The sequence below is a fragment of the Ornithinibacillus liuyingii genome (assembly GCF_055550225.1).
Map to the genome: position 1 here is coordinate 25,794 of NZ_JBPWOS010000013.1, position 22,869 is coordinate 48,662.

Sequence of the window (22,869 nt, forward strand, 5' to 3'; positions counted from 1 at the left end):
TTATAATTCTTAATCAGCTTGTCCTAAATATCTTACATCCAATTCAAGCTCTTTCACTGTCTTATCCAGATAAACATTATAAGCCTTTGCATTAGGTCTTGAACTTACAATTTCTCTTAATTCTTGATTGATAAAATGAAGCGCTACACCATCATCCGTAGCAATACCAGCTTTCATTTCCCCTTTGCCTACAAGCTGTTGGTATGAAGGTCTACGATTTGTTTCTCCATCATAATGTGGGCAATTACTTCCACTAAGGAAACCTAAACAATTTATTTGTTCCAGTTTACCACCATAGGAATCGGTCACCCCTTCTTCAAACCAGCAAATAGAACCTGCACTGACACCAGCTAAAACTATACCTTGCTCCCAAGCCGTTTGTAATATAGTATCAATTCCCCATTCTTTCCATAATACAAGCATATTCTTGGTGTTTCCTCCCCCAACATAAATGATATCTTTTTCTAGTAAATAACTTTGCAAATCTCTGGTTTGCGGTTTAAATAGGGAAAGGTGAGAGGCTTTACAGTTTTGCTTTTCAAAGAAGCTATAAAACCTTGCTATATAATTATCTGAATCCCCACTAGCTGTGGGAATAAAACAAATTTTAGGGGTTGTTTTACCTGACTGATGAAGGATATATAAATCTAGCAAAGGATTATCTGGCTCCATCGAAAATCCTCCACCTCCAAGAGCTATTACTTGTCTCATCTTTCCACTTCCTATATAACGGATTTTTAAAGAAATTAATCTACACCCCTATTTAAATGGATTTCGAAAAAGCCATTATTATTTTCAAAGGAGTTAATACTTCTGATAAATATTAACTCCTCCTATTACTAATCCTTATCGATATCTACTTCAATCGCTTCAAAAGATTGTCTGTAATCCTCGATATAGCCTGCTAATTTATTCCTTAGATTCAAGAGCCACTCTGGATAACCTTGTGATTCTATAATGTCCACGGATCTAATCAGTATGGCAAAACTGTTTATGTGGTGCATTCTTTCAAATTTATCCGCTTCCTTCAGAATGTTTTCATCTAATTCTGTCTTACTTTTATATCCATGAATAAATTCTCTTATAATAGGAGAATTACTATCAAATTCCCCTACATCCCTAAGGGCATAAATAATATCTGCGATAAACCAATGACTCGTACTGTCATCGAAATCGAGCATATTCATCTTTTCATTATCAAAAAGAATATTATCCAATTCAAAGTCATAATGAATGAGACCAACATTTTCTTTCGCCAATGGTAACCTCTCTGCCCAACTTTGTAATCGTTCTAGCTCTTGATGGGCTGATAGTTCACTTGCAGGAATAACCTCCTCTGCGACTTGAAATCGATCTCTCCAACTTGGACGATTTTCCAGCAGGTGATCAGGCATATTTTTCAAAGTAGCATGAAGCTCACCTAATGCTTGGCCCCATTTATAAATCTGGACATCCGTCAATTCTTCTAGTTCGTAATGCTGTCCTTTAAGTCCTTCAAACACAACGCAATGAAAGGTTCCCCATTTTGTTTCGACAACTTCAATATACTTTTCATTTCTAGATAACATTGGCTGAACAACGTTTAATGTGTGTTCCTTTAAATATGCAACAATTTTCAGTTCTGCCTCAATTACTTTAATATCTCTTTCTGAGGAATCATTGAACCTTAAAAAATATGGCTTACCTTCTCTTTGGAATATAAAAATGAAATTTGCACTGGCCCGTAAAAAATATACCGTTCCTTCATCATAATGCCATCTTGTTAAGATTTCCTCTGCCAATGGACTTCTCCATTCACTGTCCACGGTTTCGACAACTTTCATCATACTGCTAAGTTTCATCATAAAAATACTTCCCTTCCATAGAATATTGACAACAATATTCAACAAGCTTATAGGGAATTACGAAAATGAAAAGGAGAACCAACTTAAAATATGGCTCTCCTTGATTCTTTTCCATTTCCTTGTGAAAAGCCCCTCAAATCTTTTCCGTCCTAAGGGCAAACTATTACTTATCATTAAGAGGTAAGGACGAAGAAAGACCAAACTTATTGAATTTAGCAAACATCGACCTCACCCCTTCCGCTTTAAGTTACTTGTATTATATACTATAACCTTCCATAAAACAATGAATTTTCAAATTACTTTCTAATCCATTTTCTTTCATCTAACGAACAACCCACTTCTAATTTTCAACGATTAGATGTATAATATAGAAATTACTTTAAAGGGGTGGTTCTGTGAAAAGGTATATTGCCCTGTTCGTCCTGTTAACCGTAATGGGTCAATTTTATTATGCTCATGCAGTTTTTAAACACGAGAACCCGATTCTAGTCCAAGAATACGATACCCCAACATCTTCTACTTTAGATAATTTTTTCCCAGTAACTGGGGATGGAAAACTAAAGATTACGTTCCTGTTCCTGGGGACTATCCTAGTAGTAACCTTTATCTTTGTATTCTCGTTTAATCGACTTGTTCAATTCGTTAAAAGACGAACAGTATTATGTCCTATTTTTTATCAATCTAATTATTTAATCTCTACTTCTTTGAAAATCAGCTAAGTTATTTTCAAAGGAGGGTGAAAGCGATGATGGTCGCACGTTTCATTATGATGGGAATCTTTTCATTTACTGCGGTAATGTTATTGTCTTACCAAGGTACTGAAATTTTCCAAGCCTTTATGGATACTTTTCGTAAAAGTTAACATAATGGCTATGTAGAATATAGCCTAAAATCAATTATCCCGTATCACGTAAAATGGTGATACGGGATTACTTGTATTCGCTCATCCAGTTTAAAATAGACAACATTTTGTCCTACTTCGCTAAAATTCTTTTATCTTAACGGCCCTCGTTGCAATAAAAGTCTTAATATAATTATCTAGCATTCTTCGACCACCAAAGTCGTCTTCATAAAAGCCTGTGATGACAAATCCAGCATCTATCTGTCCTTGAATTTGATCTTCTAATGTATGACCAAATTCTAGTGCACGTTTAGTTGCACGATATTCTGCGAGTTTTTCATCTGATAAAACCTCCAAATCAGAGTATGGAATTTTGTGACGGACTACTAGATTCCCCTTGTCTTCCTCCTCTTCATCGAAAATATAAAGCAAAGGATTGGTAATTCCAGCGATTAGAACGCCGTTATTCTTCAACACTCGATAGGCTTCCTGCCAAACCGGTAAAATAACATCGACAAACACATTCGAAACAGGATGTACAATCATATCAAACGTCTCATCCGCCAAAAAGTGGAGATCTAACATGCTCCCTTGTATGGTAGTTAGCTTAAGCCCGTCACGCTTTGCCACTTTTCTATCCTGTTCTAGCTGTTTCTCTGATAAATCGACTACAGTTACGTCAGCCCCAGCTGCCGCTAAAACCGGTCCCTGTTGTCCACCACCAGAAGCTAAGCATAAAACCTTTAATCCATGCAGTGACTCAGGGAACCAATGGCGTGGTACCCTTTTAGTTGTCGTTAAATAGATTTCAACTTCTCCATTCTTACTTTTTTCTATAATCTCTTTACTCACTGGCATTGTATAGGTAACGCCATCCTCCACTTTCTTATCCCAGGCCATACTGTTCTGATTTAAAATATCCATTTGTTCGTCTCCTTTTTAATGAACTCACTTGCTTTAGAAAGGTATGCTTCATTTATTTATGGTTCTTTCCACGAATATGTCAGGTTGAATCCCAACTATATGTATGATCAGCATGTAAGAATTCCATTCCGGTAAATAGACCCGTTACATTAACCACCTTTTTACTACCATTAACAGGGAAGAAAAATATGATCGTTACCACTACGACTACAATGATTAACAACATCATCATATATCGTTTATATTGCTTCATCTTATTGACCCCTTTTATACGAAGAATTTACGACCTCCTTTTCATACGAATATCACACATAAAGGTTTCAATTTTACAAAAATTCACTCAATCATTATAAAACAACAAAAAAAACTGCTACACCTCGTGTAACAGTTTGATAAGCTATTTAGTTACCTTTCATATCTAATGCCCAAGTACCACCACGGAATACTGGCTCCGTTGTACCATCGAATTTAACGCCATCGATATCTAACTCTTTAGAGCCAAACATAAAGTCAACATGTGTCAAACTATCGTTAACACCATGCTTATCCAGTTCTTCTTCAGACATAGCTGATCCACCTTCAATATTCGTTGGATAAGCTTTACCTAAAGCGACATGACAGGATGCATTTTCATCAAATAATGTGTTATAGAAAAGTAATCCAGATTGTGATACAGGTGATTCATGCGGTACTAATGCAATTTCCCCTAATCGGCTTGCACCTTCGTCTGTATCTAATAAATGTTTCAGGGTATCTTCCCCTTGCTCTGCTTTAAAATCAACTACTTTACCATCTTTGAAAGTCAATGTAAAGTTATCAATTAAACTTCCACCATAGTTTAAAGGCATTGTACTAGAAATAGTTCCATTAACACCATATTTATGCGGCATGGAGAATACTTCTTCTGTAGGCATGTTCGGATTGAACGTAATTCCTTTTTCAGAAACCGCGGATCCACCTTTCCAAATATGCCCTTCAGGAAGCTCCATTTCTAGGTTAGTACCCGGTGCTTTGAAAATAAGCTTCTTGTAATTCTTCTCATTTAAAATTTCTCGAGCTGTTTTTAATGTTTCATTATGTGCATCCCATGCTGCGATTGGGTCTTCTTGATCCACACGCACGATTTTCACAATAGCTTCCCATAGACTTTCTATTGCATCTTCTTTTGATTTATCAGGGAAGATTTTTTGTGCCCAATCCCCTGTAGGTATCGAGATAATTGTCCATGTAATCTTATCATTCATGGTATATTTACGGAAATTAGACATTGCTTGTGCAGCAGCTTTATTTGCCTTTGCTACACGGGTTGGATCAACATCTTTGAGCAAATCTGGATTAGTCGAACGGATGTTTAACACCGCCGCACCGTCTTCTGCAAATGAATCATGGAGCTTCACTTTCCACTCCGGATAATCCGCGATTACTTCATCTGGTGCATTTTCAAATTTCAATAAGGTTAGTTCATCGTCTACCCAGTTAATATGTACATCTTTTGCGCCTAGTTCATATGCTTTACGGACAACCAATTTAGTGAAGTCTACCCCTTCAAGTGGCGCATTAATCATTAAGGCTTGTCCTTTTTGTAAATTAACGCCAGTACGTAATGCTAACTCTGCGTATTTTTCTTGTATTTGTTGTGATACCATGTAATAACCTCCAATTAGTAATTATTGAGATAATGCTATTATTTCACAAATTAAGAAAATAGCCAACTACATGAGTTTATATTCGGGTAGGATTTTTCTGGAAGTTAGTAGAGACAAAGATAGTATCTGCATGTATAAGAAAACGAATTTTACACGTTGAAAAGGTTGTGATACAATTTATTTAGTTACTTTTTGTAAGCTAATGAATTGTTTCGATTCCATAAGAGTGAGGTGATCCTATGAGTGAATTATGTCCACGCTTCGAAAAAGCTATGCAGATTATAAGCAAACGTTGGGTTGGATTAATTCTTTTCGAATTATTAGATGGACCAAAACGTTTTTCCGAAATGGAATCGAATTTACCGATAAGTGGAAGATTGCTTTCTGATAGACTTAAAATGCTTGAAAAAGAGGGCATTGTAATACGTCATATATATTCTGAGTTTCCTGTTCGTATTGAATACTCACTATCCAAAAAGGGTGAGTCATTACGCCCTGTTATTCAAGATATTCAAAATTGGGCTAATGATTGGATTGCAGAAGAAGAAGTTAACTAGAGGGAAATATACTATATGAAAACCCGAATGAATTCTATTGCAAGAACTTATTCGGGTTTCATTTATTAGTATTTGTTACAGGTAGGCTATACAGTTAAATGATATTAAGTAATGTAGACACTTTTATTCCCGATACTTTTCCCCTTCATAAACTCCAATAATACATAGGCAGCTACTCTACTTGTCATATTTCGAAAATCAAGGGTAGGGTCGATTTCTACTATATCCAGTGCTTTTACTAAATCATGTTGAGCAGCGTCATAAATACCTTGTAACAGTGTTACACTGTCCATTCCTCCGGGGCCAATTGCTGGACAGCCTGGTGCAAAGGCTTGATCCAATACATCCATATCCACTGATAAATAAATAGCATCCACTCGTTTCGCTAATGTTATAATTTCATTCGTGAGTATATTGGAGAGGCTTTGATCTCGTACTTGTTTCATAGTATAGACAGTTACCCCATGATCCATTGCATACGTATGATAGGCTTTAGCATTGGTGAAGTCTCGGATTCCAATTTGCACTAGGTTTTCCCCTGAAATAACTTTATCCTCTAGTAATCTTCTAAACGGGGTCCCATTTGTCGGTCCACCATCCTCTGTATTACGTAAATCATGGTGGGCATCGAATTGAATGACACCAACTTCCCCATATTGTTCTCTAAAAGCCTTAATAGCGGAATAACTTACCGAATGATCCCCACCAAGTAGAAACCAGTTCTTTACATCCTCCTGTTTAAATATATCGGAAAGCCCTATACGAATCCTTTTCTGACTATCGTTAATATCAGTTGGATGCATCTCAATATCACCGAAGTCTACTATTTCCTCGTGTAAATCAAACGTTTGTTCACCGGAATATACGGTATAACTCTGCAGCGCTTCCCGTATCGCAGTAGGAGCAAATGCTGCCCCTGAATGACTAATAGATGCCTTGGATAATGGTAGCCCAACAATCCCATAAGAAATAGTTTTCCCTTTAGTCCAGGTTGTTAATAACTCCTTTGCCTTTTTCGTATATCGATCTTTAAATATAGCTTGGCCAGCTGGCTTCAGATAACGAAATTCTATCATCGTAGCCCCTGCCTTTCATAAATTACCTTGCCGTTTTTAATCACTGTATTCGTATGATTGACACCATAATGATATGGGATATAGAGATAGTTCGGTGCATCCCAAACAACAATATCCGCCTTTCTTCCAACTGTAATAGAGCCTGCAACATCTCCTCTGCCAATTGCATGGGCAGCATTAACCGTTACAGCATGCCATATCTCTTCGGGTGATAATTTTAACTTAAGAGCAGCGATTGACATGATTAATTGTAGATTTTCTGTAACAGAGCTTCCCGGGTTAAAGTCTGTTGAGATGGCAATGGCTGCTCCGGCATCAATCATCTCACGTGCTCTAGCATAATCATCCTTCCCTAGATAAAAGCTAGTACCCGGTAAAATAACACCAATCGTATTCGAATTTGCCAATTTTTCTATTCCTTCATAAGACGTTACAGCAAGATGATCACCACTAATAGCGCCAAGTTCTACCGCCAGCTCTGTTCCACCTAATGGGTCAATTTCATCGGCATGGATCTTTAAGCCAAATCCCTTTTCCTTCGCCTTCTTTAAATAACGCCTTGACTGGGGAACAGTGAAGACACCTGTTTCAGTAAAAATATCTACAAATTCTGCAAGGTTTTCTTGTTTGATTTCATCAAACATCTCACTCATCTCAAGAAGAAATGCCTCCGGGTCACCCTTGTAATGGACCGGAATGGCATGGGCACCTAGAAACGTAGAAACAATATCTAACGGATGCTGCTCATTTAATGCTTTAACAACGCGTAGCTGTTTCAGTTCCGTATCACGATCCAGACCATAGCCACTTTTTGCTTCCAAAGTAGTAATCCCATATGTAGCCATTCGATCCAAATGGAATAACGCCTTCTCTAGAAGACTTTCATATGAGGCTTCTTGTGTTGCCCTTACGGTAGATAATATTCCACCACCTTGTTTTAAAATATCTAGATATGGCACGCCTTGTTGCTTCAGAGCTAGTTCCTTTTCACGAGAACCGCCAAACACTAAATGGGTGTGTGGCTCTACAAGCCCAGGTGTTACTAATCTACCATTTGCATTAATTGTTTGAGTGGTTTCTAGTATAGTAGCTTCTTCCGAGGATCCTATCCAAACTACTACCCCATCCCTAATTCCGATTGCTGCATCATGCCATATCGTTAATGCGTTCATATCGGTACCTTTTACTGGGCCTTTTTTATCCATCGGTAAAAGCTCGCCAATATTTGTAATAAGTAAATCAACTTGCACCTAAATTACCCCCTCATCGGTATTGTGATATGATGTTTATCTGCAAATTCCTGCGCTTTTTCGTATCCAGCATCAGCATGGCGAATGATCCCCATCCCTGGGTCTGTTGTTAAAACCCTTTCCAATCTTTCCTTCGCTAAGTCTGTACCATCTGCTACAGCGACCATTCCAGCATGTAGTGAGTAGCCCATTCCAACTCCTCCCCCATGGTGGAAAGAAATCCAAGAACCACCAGCAGCTGTATTAATCAATGCATTTAATACTGCCCAGTCCCCAATTGCATCACTGCCATCTTTCATTCCTTCTGTTTCACGATTTGGTGAAGCAACAGATCCACAGTCTAAATGATCACGACCAATGACGATTGGTGCCTTCAACTCTCCGTTACGAACTAACTCATTGATTGCTAACCCCATTTTTACCCGTTCCCCATAGCCTAACCAACAGATTCGAGATGGTAGACCTTGAAAAGCAACTTTTTCCTTTGCTATATCAATCCAGCGAATAAGGGGTTTATTTTCTGGAAATAGCTCTTTAATTAATGCATCCGTACGATAAATATCCTCTGGATCACCAGATAACGCAGCCCAACGGAATGGACCTTTCCCTTCACAGAACAATGGTCGAATATAAGCTGGTACAAAGCCAGGAAAGCTAAATGCTTTTTCAACCCCCTCATCCTTGGCAACTTGTCGAATATTGTTCCCATAATCAAATACTATCGAACCTTGTTCCAGATAGGTCAACATCGTATCAACATGTTTCGCCATACTTTGCTTTGCTAGTGCCATATACTTGTCAGGGTCCGCTTTACGGAGTGCTACCGCTTCTTCGACCGAGTAACCTATCGGAATATAACCATTTAACGGGTCATGTGCGGAAGTTTGATCTGTCACGATATCGATCTTAATATCCTGCTGTAAGAGAGCTTGATGAACCTCTGCTGCATTGCCAAGTAATGCAATGGATAATGCCTTTCCCTGTGCTTTGGCTTCCTTAGCCCATCGGATGGCTTCATCGATACTATCTGTCATCACATCGCAATATTTCGTCTTTAAGCGTTTTTCAATACGGTCTCTATCTACTTCAACTGCTATGACAATTCCTTCGTTCATGGTTACCGCTAAAGGTTGCGCTCCACCCATTCCACCAAGACCAGCAGTTAATGTAATGGTCCCTTTTAAAGTCCCACCAAAGTGCTTTTTCGCAACTGCAGAGAATGTCTCATACGTTCCTTGTAATATCCCTTGCGTTCCGATATAGATCCAGCTTCCCGCTGTCATTTGCCCATACATCATTAGTCCTTTCTGATCGAGTTCATGAAAGTGCTCCCAGTTAGCCCATTTCGGTACTAATACCGAATTAGACAGTAACACTCTTGGCGCGTGTTTATGAGTTTTAAAGACTCCAACAGGCTTACCAGATTGAATCAGCATTGTTTCATCGTTTTCCAAAGTTCGTAAGGTGCGTACAATCACATCAAATGCATCCCAATTTCGTGCTGCTTTCCCAATACCTCCATACACAACAAGCTCTTGTGGATTCTCTGCCACCTCCGGATCTAAGTTGTTATACAGCATTCTCAGAGCTGCTTCCTGCTCCCAACCTTTACACGCTAATTCCAACCCCTTTTTAGCACGTACCTCTTTTCTTTTCATACATTTTCCACCTCTCCAATTTGATTCATAACCTGACTTGCATCTGATTCCTTCAGCCAAGCTGTTAGCCTTTCTATATCTGTTGAAAACACGCGATCCTTTCGAATACTTGCAACTACCTTTCGAGCTTTGTTGTAGAACTCTCTCGTACTCGTGGCCATTTTTTCAACGCCTCGATATTCCACCGCCTGCATCGCACAAATGAGTTCAATTGCAATTACCCTTCTTGTATTTTGCAACATGGCTAGTGCATGCCTTGCAGCAATCGTTCCCATACTGACATGATCCTCTTGATTAGCTGAAGAAGGAATCGAATCGACACTAGCAGGATGGGCCAAGGTTTTATTTTCCGAAACGAGCGCCGCTGCACTATATTGCATAATCATCGCTCCCGATTCTAACCCTGGATTCGGACTTAGGAATGCCGGTAAATCATTTAGCTGAGGATTTACAAGGCGTTCAATTCTTCGCTCGGCAATATTAGCTAGTTCCGCAATGCCAAGCTTTAAAAAATCCATCGTAAAGGCAATAGGTTGACCATGAAAATTACCACCAGATATAACCTTCCAATCCTCTGAGAAAATTAATGGATTATCTGTTACTGCATTCATCTCTGTAGTTAATTTTTCTTTGGCATAGTGAAGTGTTTGCCAAGAGGCTCCGAGAACCTGTGGGATACACCGTAATGAATAGGCATCCTGTACTCGAAATTCCCCTTGTGAACTTATTAGCTTGCTATCCTGTAAACTATGTCGCATTCGTTTTGCTACATCTATTTGCTCTTGATGTCCTCTTACACGGTGCAAATCTGCATCCAATGCTTCTCTAATGCCACGTAACCCTTCCATTGTCATGCAAGCTGTTAACTCACCTTGATGTAACAACTTTTCCATCTCTAAATACGCCACAACCCCGGTTGCGGTCATCGCCTGGGTTCCATTAATTAATGCTAAACCTTCTTTTGCTTTTAAGATTAAAGGTGTTAGCCCATTACCTTGTAATGCGTCCATGCTTGGCATCCGCTTTCCTTGATAAAACACTTCTCCCTCACCCATCACTACTAGAGCAAGATGGGATAATGGAGCCAAGTCACCACTTGCACCAAGAGAGCCCTGCTGGGGAATGACCGGACAAATGTTAGCATTGACTAGATTTATTAATGATTGAACTAGTTCAACCCGAACACCAGAATATCCTTGGGCAAGTGCATTTGCTCGAAGTAGTACCATTGTTTTACTAATTTTTTCATCGAAGGGTTCGCCTACACCACAAGCATGGGAGTGAATTAAGTTTAGTTGCAGTGCTTCTAAGTCTTCATCACTAATTCGATGGTCACTTAACTTGCCAAAGCCCGTATTGATTCCATACATCACTTTTTTATCCTGGAGCATTTCCTCTACGATTTCGCGATTCTGTTTTAGTTTCTCTCGTTGACGATCACATAAAACGACTTGTTCATTTTGGAAAACAATCCTGCCAACATCATCTAACGTTAAGGATTTTCCTGTTAATACAATCATTACGACACCCCTTTATAGCATCACGTTACTAAGTTAAAGTGAACAAAGTAAAAGGAGGCTAGGTATATTACCTAACCTCCTTGATTATGGACAATTACTATATATAATGGATGGACTGATTTCATTACCATACCCCATTTACAATTTTCTTACTTTTCTTTATTTTAAACGCTTTCATTAGCTATTGCAATATATTGTTTAGGAGTAATTTCCCAATTATTAAGCAAAAAAATAGACATCCGCCTCATGACGAATGTCTATCCTATTACGCTATTCTTTTCCTTTCACCTGTCCAGGTTCCCAAAATTCAACTCCACTTGGATCATCCAATATTTCGCGATTAAATACAGGATCCTTCCCTGCACGACGCTGCTCACGGTAATCCCGTAATACAACATGCACAATTTTATAGAGCTTCGTGATTGCATACAGGTTGATTAATGCCATAATCGCCATCGTTAAATCTGCTAGTGCCCAAACAAAGTCAAAGCTCGCTAATGCACCAAAAGCAACCATTGCTAATACTGCCAGACGATACACAAATAACCATCCTGGGCTATCTTTAATATAGCCAATATTACTTTCACCATAATAGTAATTCCCTAATATAGAGCTATAAGCAAAGAGGAATATCGCAATCGCAATAAAGATTCCTGACCAATCACCAACATGCTGCGTAAAGGCGTTCTGTGTTAATTGGATTCCATCTAAATCACTGCCAGCATAATTACCTGCAGTTATAATGATAAATCCTGTTGCTGTACAAATTAATAACGTATCAAAGAATACTCCTAATGCTTGGATTAATCCTTGTTTTACCGGGTGAGACACTTCTGCTGTCGCGGCAGCATTAGGTGCACTCCCCATACCTGCCTCATTCGAGAATAATCCACGTTTAATTCCCATCATGATTGCTGCACCAAATCCACCACCAGCAACCTCTCGTAAACCAAATGCATTAGCAAATATAAGTGATATGATTTCAGGGATTGCACCAATATTGATTAGCACAACATAAAAGGCAATCAGTAAATAGATGGTAGCCATAACTGGAACGATTACTTGCGACACATTCGCTATACTTTTTAAACCGCCAAAAATAACTAATGCTACTAGGACTAATAATATAATTGCCATTGTAGATCCTGAAATATGAAACTGATCATCAAACGCAAGGCTAATCGTATTCGATTGCACAGAGTTGAATACGAGCCCATATGTAAATGTTATCGTAATCGCAAATATGATCCCTAACCAACGGCTTTTGAGGCCTTTTTCCATATAGTAAGCAGGTCCACCACGATATTGGCTCTTTTCTGGAACCTTATATACTTGAGCTAACGTACTTTCTACAAAGCCCGATGCCGCTCCTAATAAGGCAATTACCCACATCCAAAATATTGCACCAGGGCCACCAATGGCAACAGCTGATGCTACCCCAGCGAGGTTACCGGTTCCAACTCTAGATGCTGCACTAATTGCAAATGCCTGGAATGAAGACGTACCTTTCTTACCCGAGGCATTAATACTTCGCTTGTCAAAGATAACCCGGAACATTTCTGGAATGTTAATGAATTGAACAAGTTTCGTTCGTATTGTAAAATACAAGCCTAATCCAATTAATACAATAATAAGTACATATGACCATAAAATATCATTAGCTTCACCAACTAAATTTTCAATAAACGTCATCATGTAACCCCTTTCTCTTCTGTCTTAGCTACATTCATATGCTTAGGATAACCAATTATGAGAATTTCCCTCACAATAAAGAAAGAAGCCCTATAAAAATAGGCTCCTTTTCTAATGCTATGCAGGAAAGATTATTACACTTTCCTATTTGCCTAGAAACACACATCTTATAATTTTACTGTAAGATGTCTAATTATTCCACGGATATGATGTTCCAAACTTGTCGGCGAATTCTCTGGAATACTTTCTTCGCTCTTTACGGCGCTCTGCACGTAAAGGTGCACCTTCATGTAACAGCTTCTCTGATTCAGTCTCTGGGTAAACCTCTGGTACGGGAACAGGGCGTAGATTTTCATCCACCGCTACAAAGGTTAAAAAGGCCGTTGCACATACTTTACGCTTCCCTGTAAGCAGGTCTTCTGTTACTGCTTTTACGAATACTTCCATCGATGTATTACGTGTCCAAGTGACAAATGCTTCCACACAAATAGAGTTACCTTGCTTTACAGGCTCTAAAAAGTCAACAGAGTCCGTAGAAGCTGTAACTACCGCTTTACGGCAATGGCGAACCGCTGCAATTGCTGCGACATCATCAATATGAGCCATTAACGTACCACCGAATAATGTGCCGTGATAATTGGTATCTGGTGGTAATACATGAGATGTTTTAACTGCTAATGAACTTGAACATGGTTTTTTTTCCAATTGAACATCACTCCAAAAGTTAGTTAACGAATATAAGAGAACCCTTTTCTATTAAATAAGCGGTAAAACGTCCTCAGTCAGACCCTTGCGAACGATAATAGGAAACCAGATAGGACCCCTTGCTGATTCTAGCCACCTTTTTACGTTTAATAAGCAAATCATAATCGTACGATTACTTCTCCTATAGTATTGGTGAGAGTAATCTTGATACCGATTCTTTTATTCGTATTCCAAACGAACGTTTGTTGTAGAGTTTACTCGTCATTTGTGTGGAGTTCCCTACATCCTCATGAAAGGCTTCGACTAGCTTTGCTGCAAGGGTACGGTCATACAGAAAAGCATTCACTTCGAAATTCAAACGGAAGCTTCTCACGTCAATATTCGCCGTTCCAACAGAAGCAATTTTACCATCTACCACAATTGTTTTTGAATGTAGAAAGCCTTTTTGATAAATATAAACCTCTGCACCTGCTTGTAACATGTCTCCTACATAGGAAAGCGTTGCCCAATATACAAATGGGTGGTCTGGCTTATTCGGAATCATAATTTTCACTTTAACACCAGATAAGGCTGCTATTCGAATCGCATCTCTTAAGCTCTCATCCGGGATAAAGTAAGGAGTCTGTATATAGACGTATTCTTTAGCGGACAAAATCATTTTTATATAACCATTTTTGATCTGCTCCCAGTTCGAATCTGGACCACTGGAAACAATTTGAACACCTGCTTTACCCTTTGGTACAGAAGCATAGTATCGTTTATCATAATGAATATCCTGCTTCGAAGCCTGGTTCCAGTCTAGAATAAAACGAGTCTGCATACTTTGAACTGCATCACCGATAATTCTAAGATGCGTGTCACGCCAATAACCAAACTTCTTACTCTTGCCCAAATACTCATCGCCAATATTAAATCCACCGATGTAACCTACTTTCCCATCAATAATAGCTAGCTTTCTGTGATTGCGATAATTGAGCTTGAAATTAATTTTCGGAATCAATGATGGGAAAAATGCCTCTAATTGTACCCCAGCTTTTCTGAGAACTTTCATATATTTTGGTCTTAAAGAACGAGTACCAAGAGCATCATATAGCACCCTAACTTCTACGCCTTCTTTCGCCTTTTTGAGAAGCATATTGGCAATTTGTAAACCTAATTCATCATGACGAATAATGTAATATAATAGATGAATATGGTCTTTTGCGCGTTCCATATCATCAAGTAATGACTTGAACTTCTCTTTTCCATCCACAAATATGTCGATGGCATTATTTTGAGTTAATATCGCATCATCATTTCGTAAATGTAAATAGTACAAGTCCTTATACTCTTCTAATTCATTAAAAACAAATTGATTATTTTCAATCGCTCTTAGCTGGGACTGAACCGTCTTCTTCACACCAAGCTTAGATTTTGCATCCCATGTGAAGATACGCTTTCCGCTTAATCGTCTACCAAAAATCAAGTACAAGAAGAACCCAGCAATTGGTATGAAAAGCAATACCATGAGCCATGCCCATGTGGCCGTAGCATCTTTACGCTCTAGGAATACAATTGATATTCCTAGTGCAATGTTAAACAATATAATCGCAAATAATAAATATGGCATGAATTCCATACCAATTACCCCTCTATCTAAATAAAATTAATCCGATTCACCAAACTAATGAACATAAGTAACTATAGCATACTTCTTGTATGTTCGTTTATACAGAACCATTCATTATATAATAATATAACAGAAGGGGGATAAAAGCATGACTAAAAATTCATTTGCTATTGTTATCGGTGGAACAGGAATGTTAGAGAGAGTTTGTCACTTTCTCGCAGAAGAAGGTTATGATGTGTATGTCGAAATAAAAATAAGTTTCAAGCTATGCAAGGAAGATGCCTCTTTCCCCATAAGCTTTATTCCATCTCAGTTGATTACCATGATGAAGCTGCACTTCAAAAAAAGATACAAGAAGCGATCCAACTAAAAGGTGGGTATCCCGATCTAATCGTTAGCTGGATTCATAATTCCGCTCCCCATGCATTACCAACGATTTTAAAGGTAGTAAAGGAGAGAAAGAAACCTTGGAAATTAATTCACGTACAAGGAAGCTCTTCTTTCTTTGTAAAAGAAAACACGACTGTACCTGATAATTGTGAATACAGACGTGTTTATTTAGGCTTCGTATTAGAAAATAGAAATTCCAGATGGCTCACACATGAGGAGATCGCAAGTGGTGTCATCAAAGTGATTAAGCACGATTATCGAGAAACTGTCATCGGGACCCTTAAGCCTTGGAGTAAGCGTCCGAGTTAATCTTGATTTGGTTAAGTGCTTGCTCCAAATCCGCCCAGATGTCCTGCCAGGCTTCTAATCCAACTGACAAGCGTATTAATTGATCGGTAATTCCCATCTTTTCTCTAGATTCTTCTGGTACAACGGCATGGGTCATCGTTGCGGGATGCTCAATTAATGTTTCGGTATCGCCAAGGGAAACGGCAATCTTTAAGAAAGATAGATGGTTTAGAAAGGCTTGCGCATCTTTCTTTGTCCCTTTTAATGAAAATGAAATGACTCCCCCGCCACGCCTCATCTGTTTTTTCATAATAGGATAATCTGGGTGAGACTCATCATTTGGATAATACACGGTTGAAACATTAGGGTGCGCCTTTAAACGCTTCACTATTTCCTCAGCATTCGTACAATGACGTTCCATCCGAACAGGTAATGTTTTTAACCCCCTTAACAATAACCACGCATCAAATGGTGCTATAACACCACCGATATCCTTTAACGTAGTCATTGCGATCTCATCTAATAAATCCTTCTTTCCTACTGCTAGACCTGCAATGACATCTCCGTGCCCTCCTATATATTTCGTTGCGCTATGAAGCACAATATCACAGCCTAAATCTAATGGATTTTGTAAATAAGGTGATGCAAACGTATTGTCTACAACAACTACTATGTCATTTTCTTTTGCAACTCTTGCTACCATCTCTAAGTCAATCAGCCTCATTGTCGGATTAATAGGTGTCTCCACATAGATACAGACTGTTTCAGGCTTAATCTTAGAACGAATCGCCTCCTCTGTCCCCATGCTGGAAAAATCATGTGTAATATTATATTTTTCTTTCATCATCGTTAATAATCCAAATGTACATCCATACAGTCCAGAAGAACAAAGGACATGATCATTTGCCTTCGTTAAGGCAATTAAAACAGCTGATATCGCGGCCATTCCTGAGCTAAATGCCAGTCCTCGCTCCCCGTTTTCAAGCGCAGCAATTCTTTCTTCTAATATGGTTACGGTTGGATTTCCTAGTCGAGAATAAATGTACCCATCCTCTTCACCCGCAAAGCGTCTTTCCCCTTGCTCTGCCGATTCAAATGTGTAGGTCGAGGTTTGAAATAATGGTGGCGTAAGGCTTCCTAACATCTCTTTTGTATCATAGCCCTCATGAATAACAGACGTTTCCATATGTTTATACGAACGTGTCATACTTCTCCTCCTCAACTTTAACTTAATACGGAATCTACTACTATCATATTCTATTACCCTAAATTATGAAAGCGTTTTCTTTTGTTTCCCCTAAGCCTTTTAATTGCCTTTTTATAAAATCAGTTCTAACATTAGTAATTATTTGAAGAAAAGAAGGGTTAACATGGAGCAGAAATCTGATAAAATTGGCATGCTATATGCAGTGTTTGCATATGTAGTTTGGGGACTTCTTCCGATTTATTGGAAGTTAATTGAGGAGGTGCCAGCAGGGGAAATTTTGGCACACCGGATTGTTTGGTCCTTTGTTTTTATGATAGTTGTTGTTCTTTCTATGCGAAAATGGCAGGGGCTTGGGACAGAATGGAAACGGATAGTAAAAGATAAGAAAAAACTCATTAGTATTACCTTAGCTTCTGTTGTCATTAGCTTGAACTGGCTCGTCTATATTTGGGCCGTTAATAGTGACCATATGCTACAAGCAAGTCTAGGATACTATATTAATCCATTGGTTAGTATTTTACTAGCGATTATCGTACTAAAGGAAAAGCTAACTAAAAGTCAAACCGTATCTGTTATCTTAGCGGGAGTAGGCGTTTTATACCTGACCGTGAGCTATGGTGTCTTTCCTTGGGTATCCTTATTCTTGGCCGTTAGTTTTGCATTATATGGTTTATTTAAGAAAATGGTTGATATTCCTGCCATGTATGGGCTAACCATTGAAACGTTGATTATTACACCTATTGCGCTTATATATCTATTTCTTATACCGGAGAATTCCTTTTCTGTGCAGGATATTACCTCTATGAAAAATCTCCTTTTAATCGGTGCTGGTGCAATGACCGCTATTCCACTGCTATTGTTTGCCAGTGGTGCTAAACGGATACCATTAGCAATGGTCGGTATCCTTCAGTATATCGCACCAACCTTAATGTTGTTGATTGGCGTATTTATCTATCATGAAACATTTACCAGGGAGCATCTTATTGCCTTTAGTTTCATCTGGCTCGCATTAGTTATCTATCTAGGATCCATTTACCGATTCCCAATGCGAAAAATGAAAATGCGTGATCGTTGAAATGTCCATTGACATAGCCTTTCTGTGCCGCTAATACAAGATGCAAATCAATAGAATGCATACGTTCCGTAGCTTTGTTATGGCAAAAAACAAGTAATGATTAATTAAGAGCTATTCAAAACGATAACGTATTATATTTACCATCATGTCTTCTATGTAGGACATGATGGTTTCCTAATTTTATACGATAAATGGAGATAAAAAAATTCTTCCCGGACAAAAGATGTACATTTTTGTAACAAGCTTGGCAAATGTCGATTGATTAATTTTGACAATTTTCTCTTTCACTTTTAAAACAATGAAAAAATGGGTATATATAATAAAATCAGTAGATTTGTATTTTAGGCTTTCATACATTAAAGTAAAAGCAAATTGTATACAAAATAGAACTAATATAGGTGTGTTTACATGAAAAAAAAGACAATCATCATGATTATTACACTTGCTTCTATATTTGTCTTAGCTTGCGTGTTAGGACTATATCGTGAGCAGCTATCCTCCCCTGCCTCTCCTGTAGATCGTGCAGAAAATGCGGACGTGACCAATCAGGAAACATCAGAACCAGAAGCAACAGAGGATATCCCTAATAAAGCATCCCATACTCCTTTTACTGAATTTAGTAAAGAATTTAAAGCTGCGATTCAAAGCACGATTAAATTCTTTTCCAACCAAGAAAGCCATATTGTTGCGATTGGTGATTCCTTAACACAAGGAGTTGGGGATAGTACCAAGCAAGGTGGATATGTTGGCATTTTAGATAGTCAACTAAATGCTGATGCTAATCTTGTAACTTTTGACAACTATGGGAAACGGGGTAACCGAACAGATCAATTGCTTAAACGTATAGATGAGCCCGAAATAGTAAAATCACTTAAACGTGCTGACATTGTGATTATGACGATTGGTGCAAATGATATTATGCAAGTATTAAAGGAAAATTTTACGAATATCACCTATGAAGCCTTTTCTAAAGAAAGAGTTAATTATGAAAAACGTTTACACCAAATATTTGCAAAGCTCGAGGAGCTAAATCCAAATGCATCAGTTTATCTCGTTGGTTTTTATAACCCGTTTCAACAATATTTCGAGCATATCAAAGAGCTGGATATGATTGTTGATGATTGGAACCATACAAGTGAACAAGTTGCGAAGGAAGCTGGTGCAACCTTTATCCCTACAAAGGACATTTTCATCAGTACAGAAGTTAATTTATTTGCAGACGATCATTTTCACCCGAATGATTTCGGATATAAACTGATAGCAGAAAGAATATTAAACTATTTAGTTATAGAATAGCTTGTTAGAAGGTGGAGCAGTATGGAACAAGAAAAACCGAATAAAAATTTATGGAAAAGCTCCTTTATAGCTCTACTCCTGTTGAATTTTTCCGTGCTAGTCATTATTGCCTTATTGATTTTTTGGCCAGTTGAACGATCAAAAGTTCCAGCCGGAGAGCATCAAACAACCCAAAACAGTTCTGAGTTTATCATAAGAACAACCAAGAAGAACTTAAATGAGCTCATTAATGCGTATATGTATGAGTATATGAAAGACTCCAAGCATAAGTATAGTGTTTCTTTAGAGGAGGATGTGCAATTAGTTGGGGAATTACCCGTATTCTCTACGACAGTTCCACTCTCTATCCGCCTAGAACCATTTGTGCAAGATAATGGGGATGTTGTTTTAAAGCAAAAGTCGATTTCATTAGGCTTGCTGGAGCTTCCAAATAAGAAGGTCATGGAGTATATGAGTAAATACTTGCCCATGCCAAATTGGGTCACGATTAACCCGGACGATGAAGAGATATATGTAGCCGTTACTCAAATGGATATTAAGAGCAACTTCCATGTCAGTGTCGAACAGATGGATTTAGAAGCAAATAACCTCTCATTTAAACTAAAAGTACCATACGAAACTCTAGGCATAGAGACCTTTTTAAGTAAATAGACAGAAAGGGCCAATTTCCCTAACACAGTAGGGAAATTGGCCCTTTATATTTATCTACTAAAGACTAATTGCTTTACTTTTTTAGAAACCAAATGAATTAGTGATTGCTTCGGTAAATCTAGTACTTCCTCTCTAAGCTGATACTTCGGATAGTCTCCTAATCTACCTTGATATAGTAACTTTAATTCCGTATTTTCTCTTATATCAGATGGTGTCACCAAGTTGGTTGGCTTCGATAGCTTAAAAGAATCGGTATCCTGCATAACGGTTGCAACGAATTGGGAACAGAAAAACGCATTCTTTCTACGAATCTCAATTTTAAAGGCAATACCTAATAACCCAATAAAGTTATATTTATAGTCTGCGGAACGCTTTTCAATCTCTTTTATATGATGGCGTATTTGCACATATTCTAGTTCAGTTACATTTAATGCATAGATCGCACTATTAGCGTGTTTTAAAAATTCACCTCTAATATCTTCCCGAACAAAGCCACCACTAAACGGATTCTTTGGATTAACACGTCCGAAGCTATATACTTCTTTTAACTCATGATCAAAACCAATTGACACATGATTTAACGACTTATTTGTATATAAGTTAATCATTCTTGAAAGGTATGTCCCAGTATCTGTAAAGATAAAGTAGATAGTCCTTTCTCTCATGTTTTCCCCTCCACTCAGGACTTTCACCGAGCTTTTTTCTCATACCAACCACTCAAAAAACGGATATACCAAAACTTTACCGAAAAAACAACAAATATACAAGACAAATTTACAATTTAATTTATTGAATACTGGTAAATAGTAGATAAATCAAGGTTTTGCATTGACTAACGCCTTTAAATTTCGTAAGCTTACGATAGTAATATTATTGGAGGAAAACTTATACATGATAACTGTAACGAATGTAAGTTTACGATATGGCGATAAAAAGTTGTTTGAAGATGTTAACTTAAAATTTACACCTGGCAATTGCTATGGCGTAATTGGCGCTAACGGTGCAGGAAAATCTACATTTCTAAAGATCCTCTCCGGTGAAATTGAGCCCCAGACCGGAAATGTATCCATGTCTCCTGGTGAACGTTTAGCTGTACTAAAACAGGATCACTTCGCTTATGAAGATCATCCTGTATTAGAAACTGTATTAATGGGACATGAAAAACTATATGCCGTAAAGCAAGAAAAAGACCAAATTTATATGAAAGCTGAATTCACAGAAGAAGACGGCATGCGTGCTGCTGAACTTGAAGGCGAATTTGCTGAAATGAACGGTTGGGAAGCTGAATCGGATGCTGCAATTCTTCTTAAGGGACTTGGTATTGAAGAGGAGCTTCATAGTAAGTTAATGTCCGATTTAACGGAAGAACAAAAAGTTAAAGTTTTACTAGCACAAGCGTTATTCGGCAACCCTGATATTCTTTTATTAGATGAGCCTACAAACGGATTAGATATTCAAGCAATTCAATGGTTAGAAGAATTTTTAATAAACTTCGAGAATACGGTTATTGTCGTATCACACGATAGACACTTTTTAAATAAAGTATGTACGCACATTGCAGATGTTGACTATGGAAAGATCCAAATATATATCGGAAACTATGATTTCTGGTATGAGTCTAGCCAATTAGCTAGCAGAATGGCACAGGAAGCAAACAAGAAGAAGGAAGAAAAAATTAAAGAACTACAAGCCTTCATTGCACGATTTAGTGCTAACGCTTCTAAGTCTAGGCAAGCAACATCCCGTAAGAAAATGCTTGATAATATCACGTTAGACGATATTAAGCCATCATCTAGAAAATACCCTTATATTGCCTTCACACCAGAGCGAGAAATCGGAAATGACCTACTTCGTGTCGAAGGTTTAACCAAAACCATTAATGGAGAAAAGGTATTAGATAACGTTAGCTTTATCATGAACAAGGACGACAAGATTGCCCTAGTCGGTAAAAATGATATTGCTAAAACAACGCTATTTAAAATTTTGGCAGGAGAAATGGAGCAAGACGCAGGTACGTATAAATGGGGCGTTACCACATCCCAATCCTATTTCCCGAAAGATAACAGTGAGTATTTCCAAAATGGTGATTTGACCCTTGTTGATTGGTTGCGCCAGTTCTCACCTGAGGACGAAACCGAAACATTCCTACGTGGGTTCTTAGGAAGAATGCTATTCTCCGGTGAAGAAGCACTGAAGAAGGCAAACGTGCTTTCCGGAGGGGAAAAAGTGCGTTGTATGCTATCAAAAATGATGCTATCTAAAGCGAATGTATTATTATTAGATGATCCAACTAACCACCTAGACTTAGAGTCTATCCAAGCATTAAACAATGGTCTAATTAAGTTTAAAGGTTCAATCCTATTCACTTCTCATGACCATCAGTTCATCGATAGTATTGCTAATCGCCTAATCGATATTACCCCTAACGGAATTATCGATAAAGAAATGAGCTACGATGAATACGTACAAGATAAAGAATTACAGAAACGCATTAAAGAGATGTATGCAAGTTAATAGATAGTTAATGAACCGAGCTCCCTGCGTTGTTGCAGGGGGCTTTTTATATGTTTGCCTCCGTTTTTCTAGGTGCATCTAATGGTGACTTGGGCGTATGTGTGACTTCTTTGGGCGTATCTTTCT

21 protein-coding genes are annotated in these 22,869 nt (G+C 38.2%); 7 read left to right on the forward strand and 14 right to left on the reverse strand.

Going from position 1 to position 22,869, the window contains the following annotated elements:
- Positions 1-9: 9 nt before the first annotated feature.
- Complete coding sequence (locus ACSKT4_RS16270) at positions 10-711, reverse strand: Type 1 glutamine amidotransferase-like domain-containing protein (protein WP_186868270.1); 702 nt, start codon at positions 709-711, stop codon at positions 10-12.
- Between the two features lie 128 nt (positions 712-839).
- Positions 840-1,844 (reverse strand): phosphotransferase enzyme family protein, encoded by a 1,005-nt coding sequence (locus ACSKT4_RS16275; RefSeq protein WP_465823678.1) that lies wholly within the window; start codon positions 1,842-1,844, stop codon positions 840-842.
- 395 nt (positions 1,845-2,239) lie between these two features.
- On the opposite strand from ACSKT4_RS16275, the gene ACSKT4_RS16280 reads away from it, so the two are divergent.
- Complete coding sequence (locus tag ACSKT4_RS16280; protein WP_186868268.1) at positions 2,240-2,563, forward strand: hypothetical protein; 324 nt, start codon at positions 2,240-2,242, stop codon at positions 2,561-2,563.
- Between the two features lie 263 nt (positions 2,564-2,826).
- Here the strand turns inward: ACSKT4_RS16280 and ACSKT4_RS16285 are convergent, their stop codons facing one another.
- The 3 genes from ACSKT4_RS16285 to ACSKT4_RS16295 form a co-directional block, all read right to left on the reverse strand.
- On the reverse strand, positions 2,827-3,609 hold the full coding sequence (locus ACSKT4_RS16285; protein WP_186868267.1) for a class I SAM-dependent methyltransferase: 783 nt from the start codon (positions 3,607-3,609) through the stop codon (positions 2,827-2,829).
- A 79-nt stretch (positions 3,610-3,688) separates the two neighbouring features.
- Positions 3,689-3,862, reverse strand: a complete 174-nt coding sequence (locus ACSKT4_RS16290) for a hypothetical protein (protein WP_186868266.1) — start codon at positions 3,860-3,862, stop codon at positions 3,689-3,691.
- 148 nt (positions 3,863-4,010) lie between these two features.
- Positions 4,011-5,255 carry an aminopeptidase gene (locus ACSKT4_RS16295; protein ID WP_186868265.1) on the reverse strand — a complete coding sequence of 415 codons (1,245 nt, stop codon included), beginning with the start codon at positions 5,253-5,255 and terminating at the stop codon, positions 4,011-4,013.
- Between the two features lie 239 nt (positions 5,256-5,494).
- Between ACSKT4_RS16295 and ACSKT4_RS16300 the strand changes: the two genes are divergently transcribed.
- A complete protein-coding gene (locus ACSKT4_RS16300) occupies positions 5,495-5,812 on the forward strand; it encodes a winged helix-turn-helix transcriptional regulator (RefSeq protein WP_186868264.1) in 318 nt (105 codons plus the stop codon).
- Positions 5,813-5,916: 104 nt separating this feature from the next.
- Here ACSKT4_RS16300 and hutG read toward each other — a convergent pair whose 3' ends face one another.
- The 7 genes from hutG to cls form a co-directional block, all read right to left on the reverse strand.
- A complete protein-coding gene (gene hutG, locus ACSKT4_RS16305; protein ID WP_186868263.1) occupies positions 5,917-6,888 on the reverse strand; it encodes a formimidoylglutamase in 972 nt (323 codons plus the stop codon).
- On the reverse strand, positions 6,885-8,093 hold the full coding sequence (gene hutI / locus ACSKT4_RS16310) for an imidazolonepropionase (RefSeq protein ID WP_211741208.1): 1,209 nt from the start codon (positions 8,091-8,093) through the stop codon (positions 6,885-6,887). Before hutI ends, hutG begins: the two co-directional genes overlap by 4 nt.
- Positions 8,094-8,143: 50 nt before the next feature.
- On the reverse strand, positions 8,144-9,796 hold the full coding sequence (gene hutU, locus ACSKT4_RS16315) for a urocanate hydratase (RefSeq protein ID WP_186868262.1): 1,653 nt from the start codon (positions 9,794-9,796) through the stop codon (positions 8,144-8,146).
- Positions 9,793-11,316 carry a histidine ammonia-lyase gene (gene hutH / locus ACSKT4_RS16320; protein ID WP_186868261.1) on the reverse strand — a complete coding sequence of 508 codons (1,524 nt, stop codon included), beginning with the start codon at positions 11,314-11,316 and terminating at the stop codon, positions 9,793-9,795. The genes hutU and hutH overlap by 4 nt, the downstream gene beginning before the upstream one ends.
- A gap of 270 nt (positions 11,317-11,586) precedes the next feature.
- Positions 11,587-13,008 carry an alanine/glycine:cation symporter family protein gene (locus ACSKT4_RS16325; RefSeq protein WP_186868260.1) on the reverse strand — a complete coding sequence of 474 codons (1,422 nt, stop codon included), beginning with the start codon at positions 13,006-13,008 and terminating at the stop codon, positions 11,587-11,589.
- A gap of 189 nt (positions 13,009-13,197) precedes the next feature.
- Positions 13,198-13,713, reverse strand: coding sequence for an acyl-CoA thioesterase (locus ACSKT4_RS16330; RefSeq protein ID WP_186868259.1), 516 nt, complete (start codon positions 13,711-13,713; stop codon positions 13,198-13,200).
- Positions 13,714-13,894: 181 nt separating this feature from the next.
- Positions 13,895-15,331, reverse strand: a complete 1,437-nt coding sequence (gene cls / locus ACSKT4_RS16335) for a cardiolipin synthase (protein ID WP_186868258.1) — start codon at positions 15,329-15,331, stop codon at positions 13,895-13,897.
- Between the two features lie 258 nt (positions 15,332-15,589).
- Between cls and ACSKT4_RS16340 the strand changes: the two genes are divergently transcribed.
- Positions 15,590-16,021 (forward strand): Rossmann-fold NAD(P)-binding domain-containing protein, encoded by a 432-nt coding sequence (locus ACSKT4_RS16340; RefSeq protein ID WP_465823679.1) that lies wholly within the window; start codon positions 15,590-15,592, stop codon positions 16,019-16,021.
- Here the strand turns inward: ACSKT4_RS16340 and megL are convergent.
- Positions 15,993-17,207: a methionine gamma-lyase gene (megL, locus tag ACSKT4_RS16345; RefSeq protein WP_186868256.1), complete on the reverse strand. Its 1,215-nt coding sequence runs from the start codon at positions 17,205-17,207 to the stop codon at positions 15,993-15,995. The two genes, ACSKT4_RS16340 and megL, sit on opposite strands and share 29 nt — an antisense overlap.
- A gap of 163 nt (positions 17,208-17,370) precedes the next feature.
- Between megL and rarD the strand changes: the two genes are divergently transcribed.
- The 3 genes from rarD to ACSKT4_RS16360 all read left to right on the forward strand — a co-directional run bounded on the left by rarD (position 17,371) and on the right by ACSKT4_RS16360 (position 20,229).
- Complete coding sequence (gene rarD, locus ACSKT4_RS16350) at positions 17,371-18,282, forward strand: EamA family transporter RarD (RefSeq protein ID WP_186868255.1); 912 nt, start codon at positions 17,371-17,373, stop codon at positions 18,280-18,282.
- 408 nt (positions 18,283-18,690) lie between these two features.
- A complete protein-coding gene (locus ACSKT4_RS16355) occupies positions 18,691-19,578 on the forward strand; it encodes an SGNH/GDSL hydrolase family protein (protein WP_186868254.1) in 888 nt (295 codons plus the stop codon).
- 21 nt (positions 19,579-19,599) lie between these two features.
- Positions 19,600-20,229 (forward strand): YpmS family protein, encoded by a 630-nt coding sequence (locus ACSKT4_RS16360; protein ID WP_186868253.1) that lies wholly within the window; start codon positions 19,600-19,602, stop codon positions 20,227-20,229.
- Positions 20,230-20,279: 50 nt separating this feature from the next.
- Here the strand turns inward: ACSKT4_RS16360 and ACSKT4_RS16365 are convergent, their stop codons facing one another.
- Positions 20,280-20,894 (reverse strand): hypothetical protein, encoded by a 615-nt coding sequence (locus ACSKT4_RS16365; protein ID WP_186868252.1) that lies wholly within the window; start codon positions 20,892-20,894, stop codon positions 20,280-20,282.
- 226 nt (positions 20,895-21,120) lie between these two features.
- Here ACSKT4_RS16365 and ACSKT4_RS16370 point away from each other — a divergent pair, with 226 nt between their 5' ends.
- Entirely contained in the window at positions 21,121-22,743 is a 1,623-nt protein-coding gene (locus ACSKT4_RS16370; protein WP_186868251.1) for an ABC-F family ATP-binding cassette domain-containing protein, read from the forward strand.
- Positions 22,744-22,869: the final 126 nt, after the last annotated feature.

Coding starts and splice junctions, on each gene's coding strand:
- ACSKT4_RS16270 (WP_186868270.1), bottom strand. CDS start 711: ATGAGACAAGTAATAGCTCTTGGAGGTGGAGGATTTTCGATGGAGCCA.
- ACSKT4_RS16275 (WP_465823678.1), bottom strand. CDS start 1,844: ATGATGAAACTTAGCAGTATGATGAAAGTTGTCGAAACCGTGGACAGT.
- ACSKT4_RS16285 (WP_186868267.1), bottom strand. CDS start 3,609: ATGGATATTTTAAATCAGAACAGTATGGCCTGGGATAAGAAAGTGGAG.
- ACSKT4_RS16290 (WP_186868266.1), bottom strand. CDS start 3,862: ATGAAGCAATATAAACGATATATGATGATGTTGTTAATCATTGTAGTC.
- ACSKT4_RS16295 (WP_186868265.1), bottom strand. CDS start 5,255: ATGGTATCACAACAAATACAAGAAAAATACGCAGAGTTAGCATTACGT.
- ACSKT4_RS16300 (WP_186868264.1), top strand. CDS start 5,495: ATGAGTGAATTATGTCCACGCTTCGAAAAAGCTATGCAGATTATAAGC.
- hutG (WP_186868263.1), bottom strand. CDS start 6,888: ATGATAGAATTTCGTTATCTGAAGCCAGCTGGCCAAGCTATATTTAAA.
- hutI (WP_211741208.1), bottom strand. CDS start 8,093: ATGGATAAAAAAGGCCCAGTAAAAGGTACCGATATGAACGCATTAACG.
- hutU (WP_186868262.1), bottom strand. CDS start 9,796: ATGAAAAGAAAAGAGGTACGTGCTAAAAAGGGGTTGGAATTAGCGTGT.
- hutH (WP_186868261.1), bottom strand. CDS start 11,316: ATGATTGTATTAACAGGAAAATCCTTAACGTTAGATGATGTTGGCAGG.
- ACSKT4_RS16325 (WP_186868260.1), bottom strand. CDS start 13,008: ATGACGTTTATTGAAAATTTAGTTGGTGAAGCTAATGATATTTTATGG.
- cls (WP_186868258.1), bottom strand. CDS start 15,331: ATGGAATTCATGCCATATTTATTATTTGCGATTATATTGTTTAACATT.
- ACSKT4_RS16340 (WP_465823679.1), top strand. CDS start 15,590: ATGCAAGGAAGATGCCTCTTTCCCCATAAGCTTTATTCCATCTCAGTT.
- megL (WP_186868256.1), bottom strand. CDS start 17,207: ATGACACGTTCGTATAAACATATGGAAACGTCTGTTATTCATGAGGGC.
- rarD (WP_186868255.1), top strand. CDS start 17,371: ATGGAGCAGAAATCTGATAAAATTGGCATGCTATATGCAGTGTTTGCA.
- ACSKT4_RS16355 (WP_186868254.1), top strand. CDS start 18,691: ATGAAAAAAAAGACAATCATCATGATTATTACACTTGCTTCTATATTT.
- ACSKT4_RS16360 (WP_186868253.1), top strand. CDS start 19,600: ATGGAACAAGAAAAACCGAATAAAAATTTATGGAAAAGCTCCTTTATA.
- ACSKT4_RS16365 (WP_186868252.1), bottom strand. CDS start 20,894: ATGAGAGAAAGGACTATCTACTTTATCTTTACAGATACTGGGACATAC.
- ACSKT4_RS16370 (WP_186868251.1), top strand. CDS start 21,121: ATGATAACTGTAACGAATGTAAGTTTACGATATGGCGATAAAAAGTTG.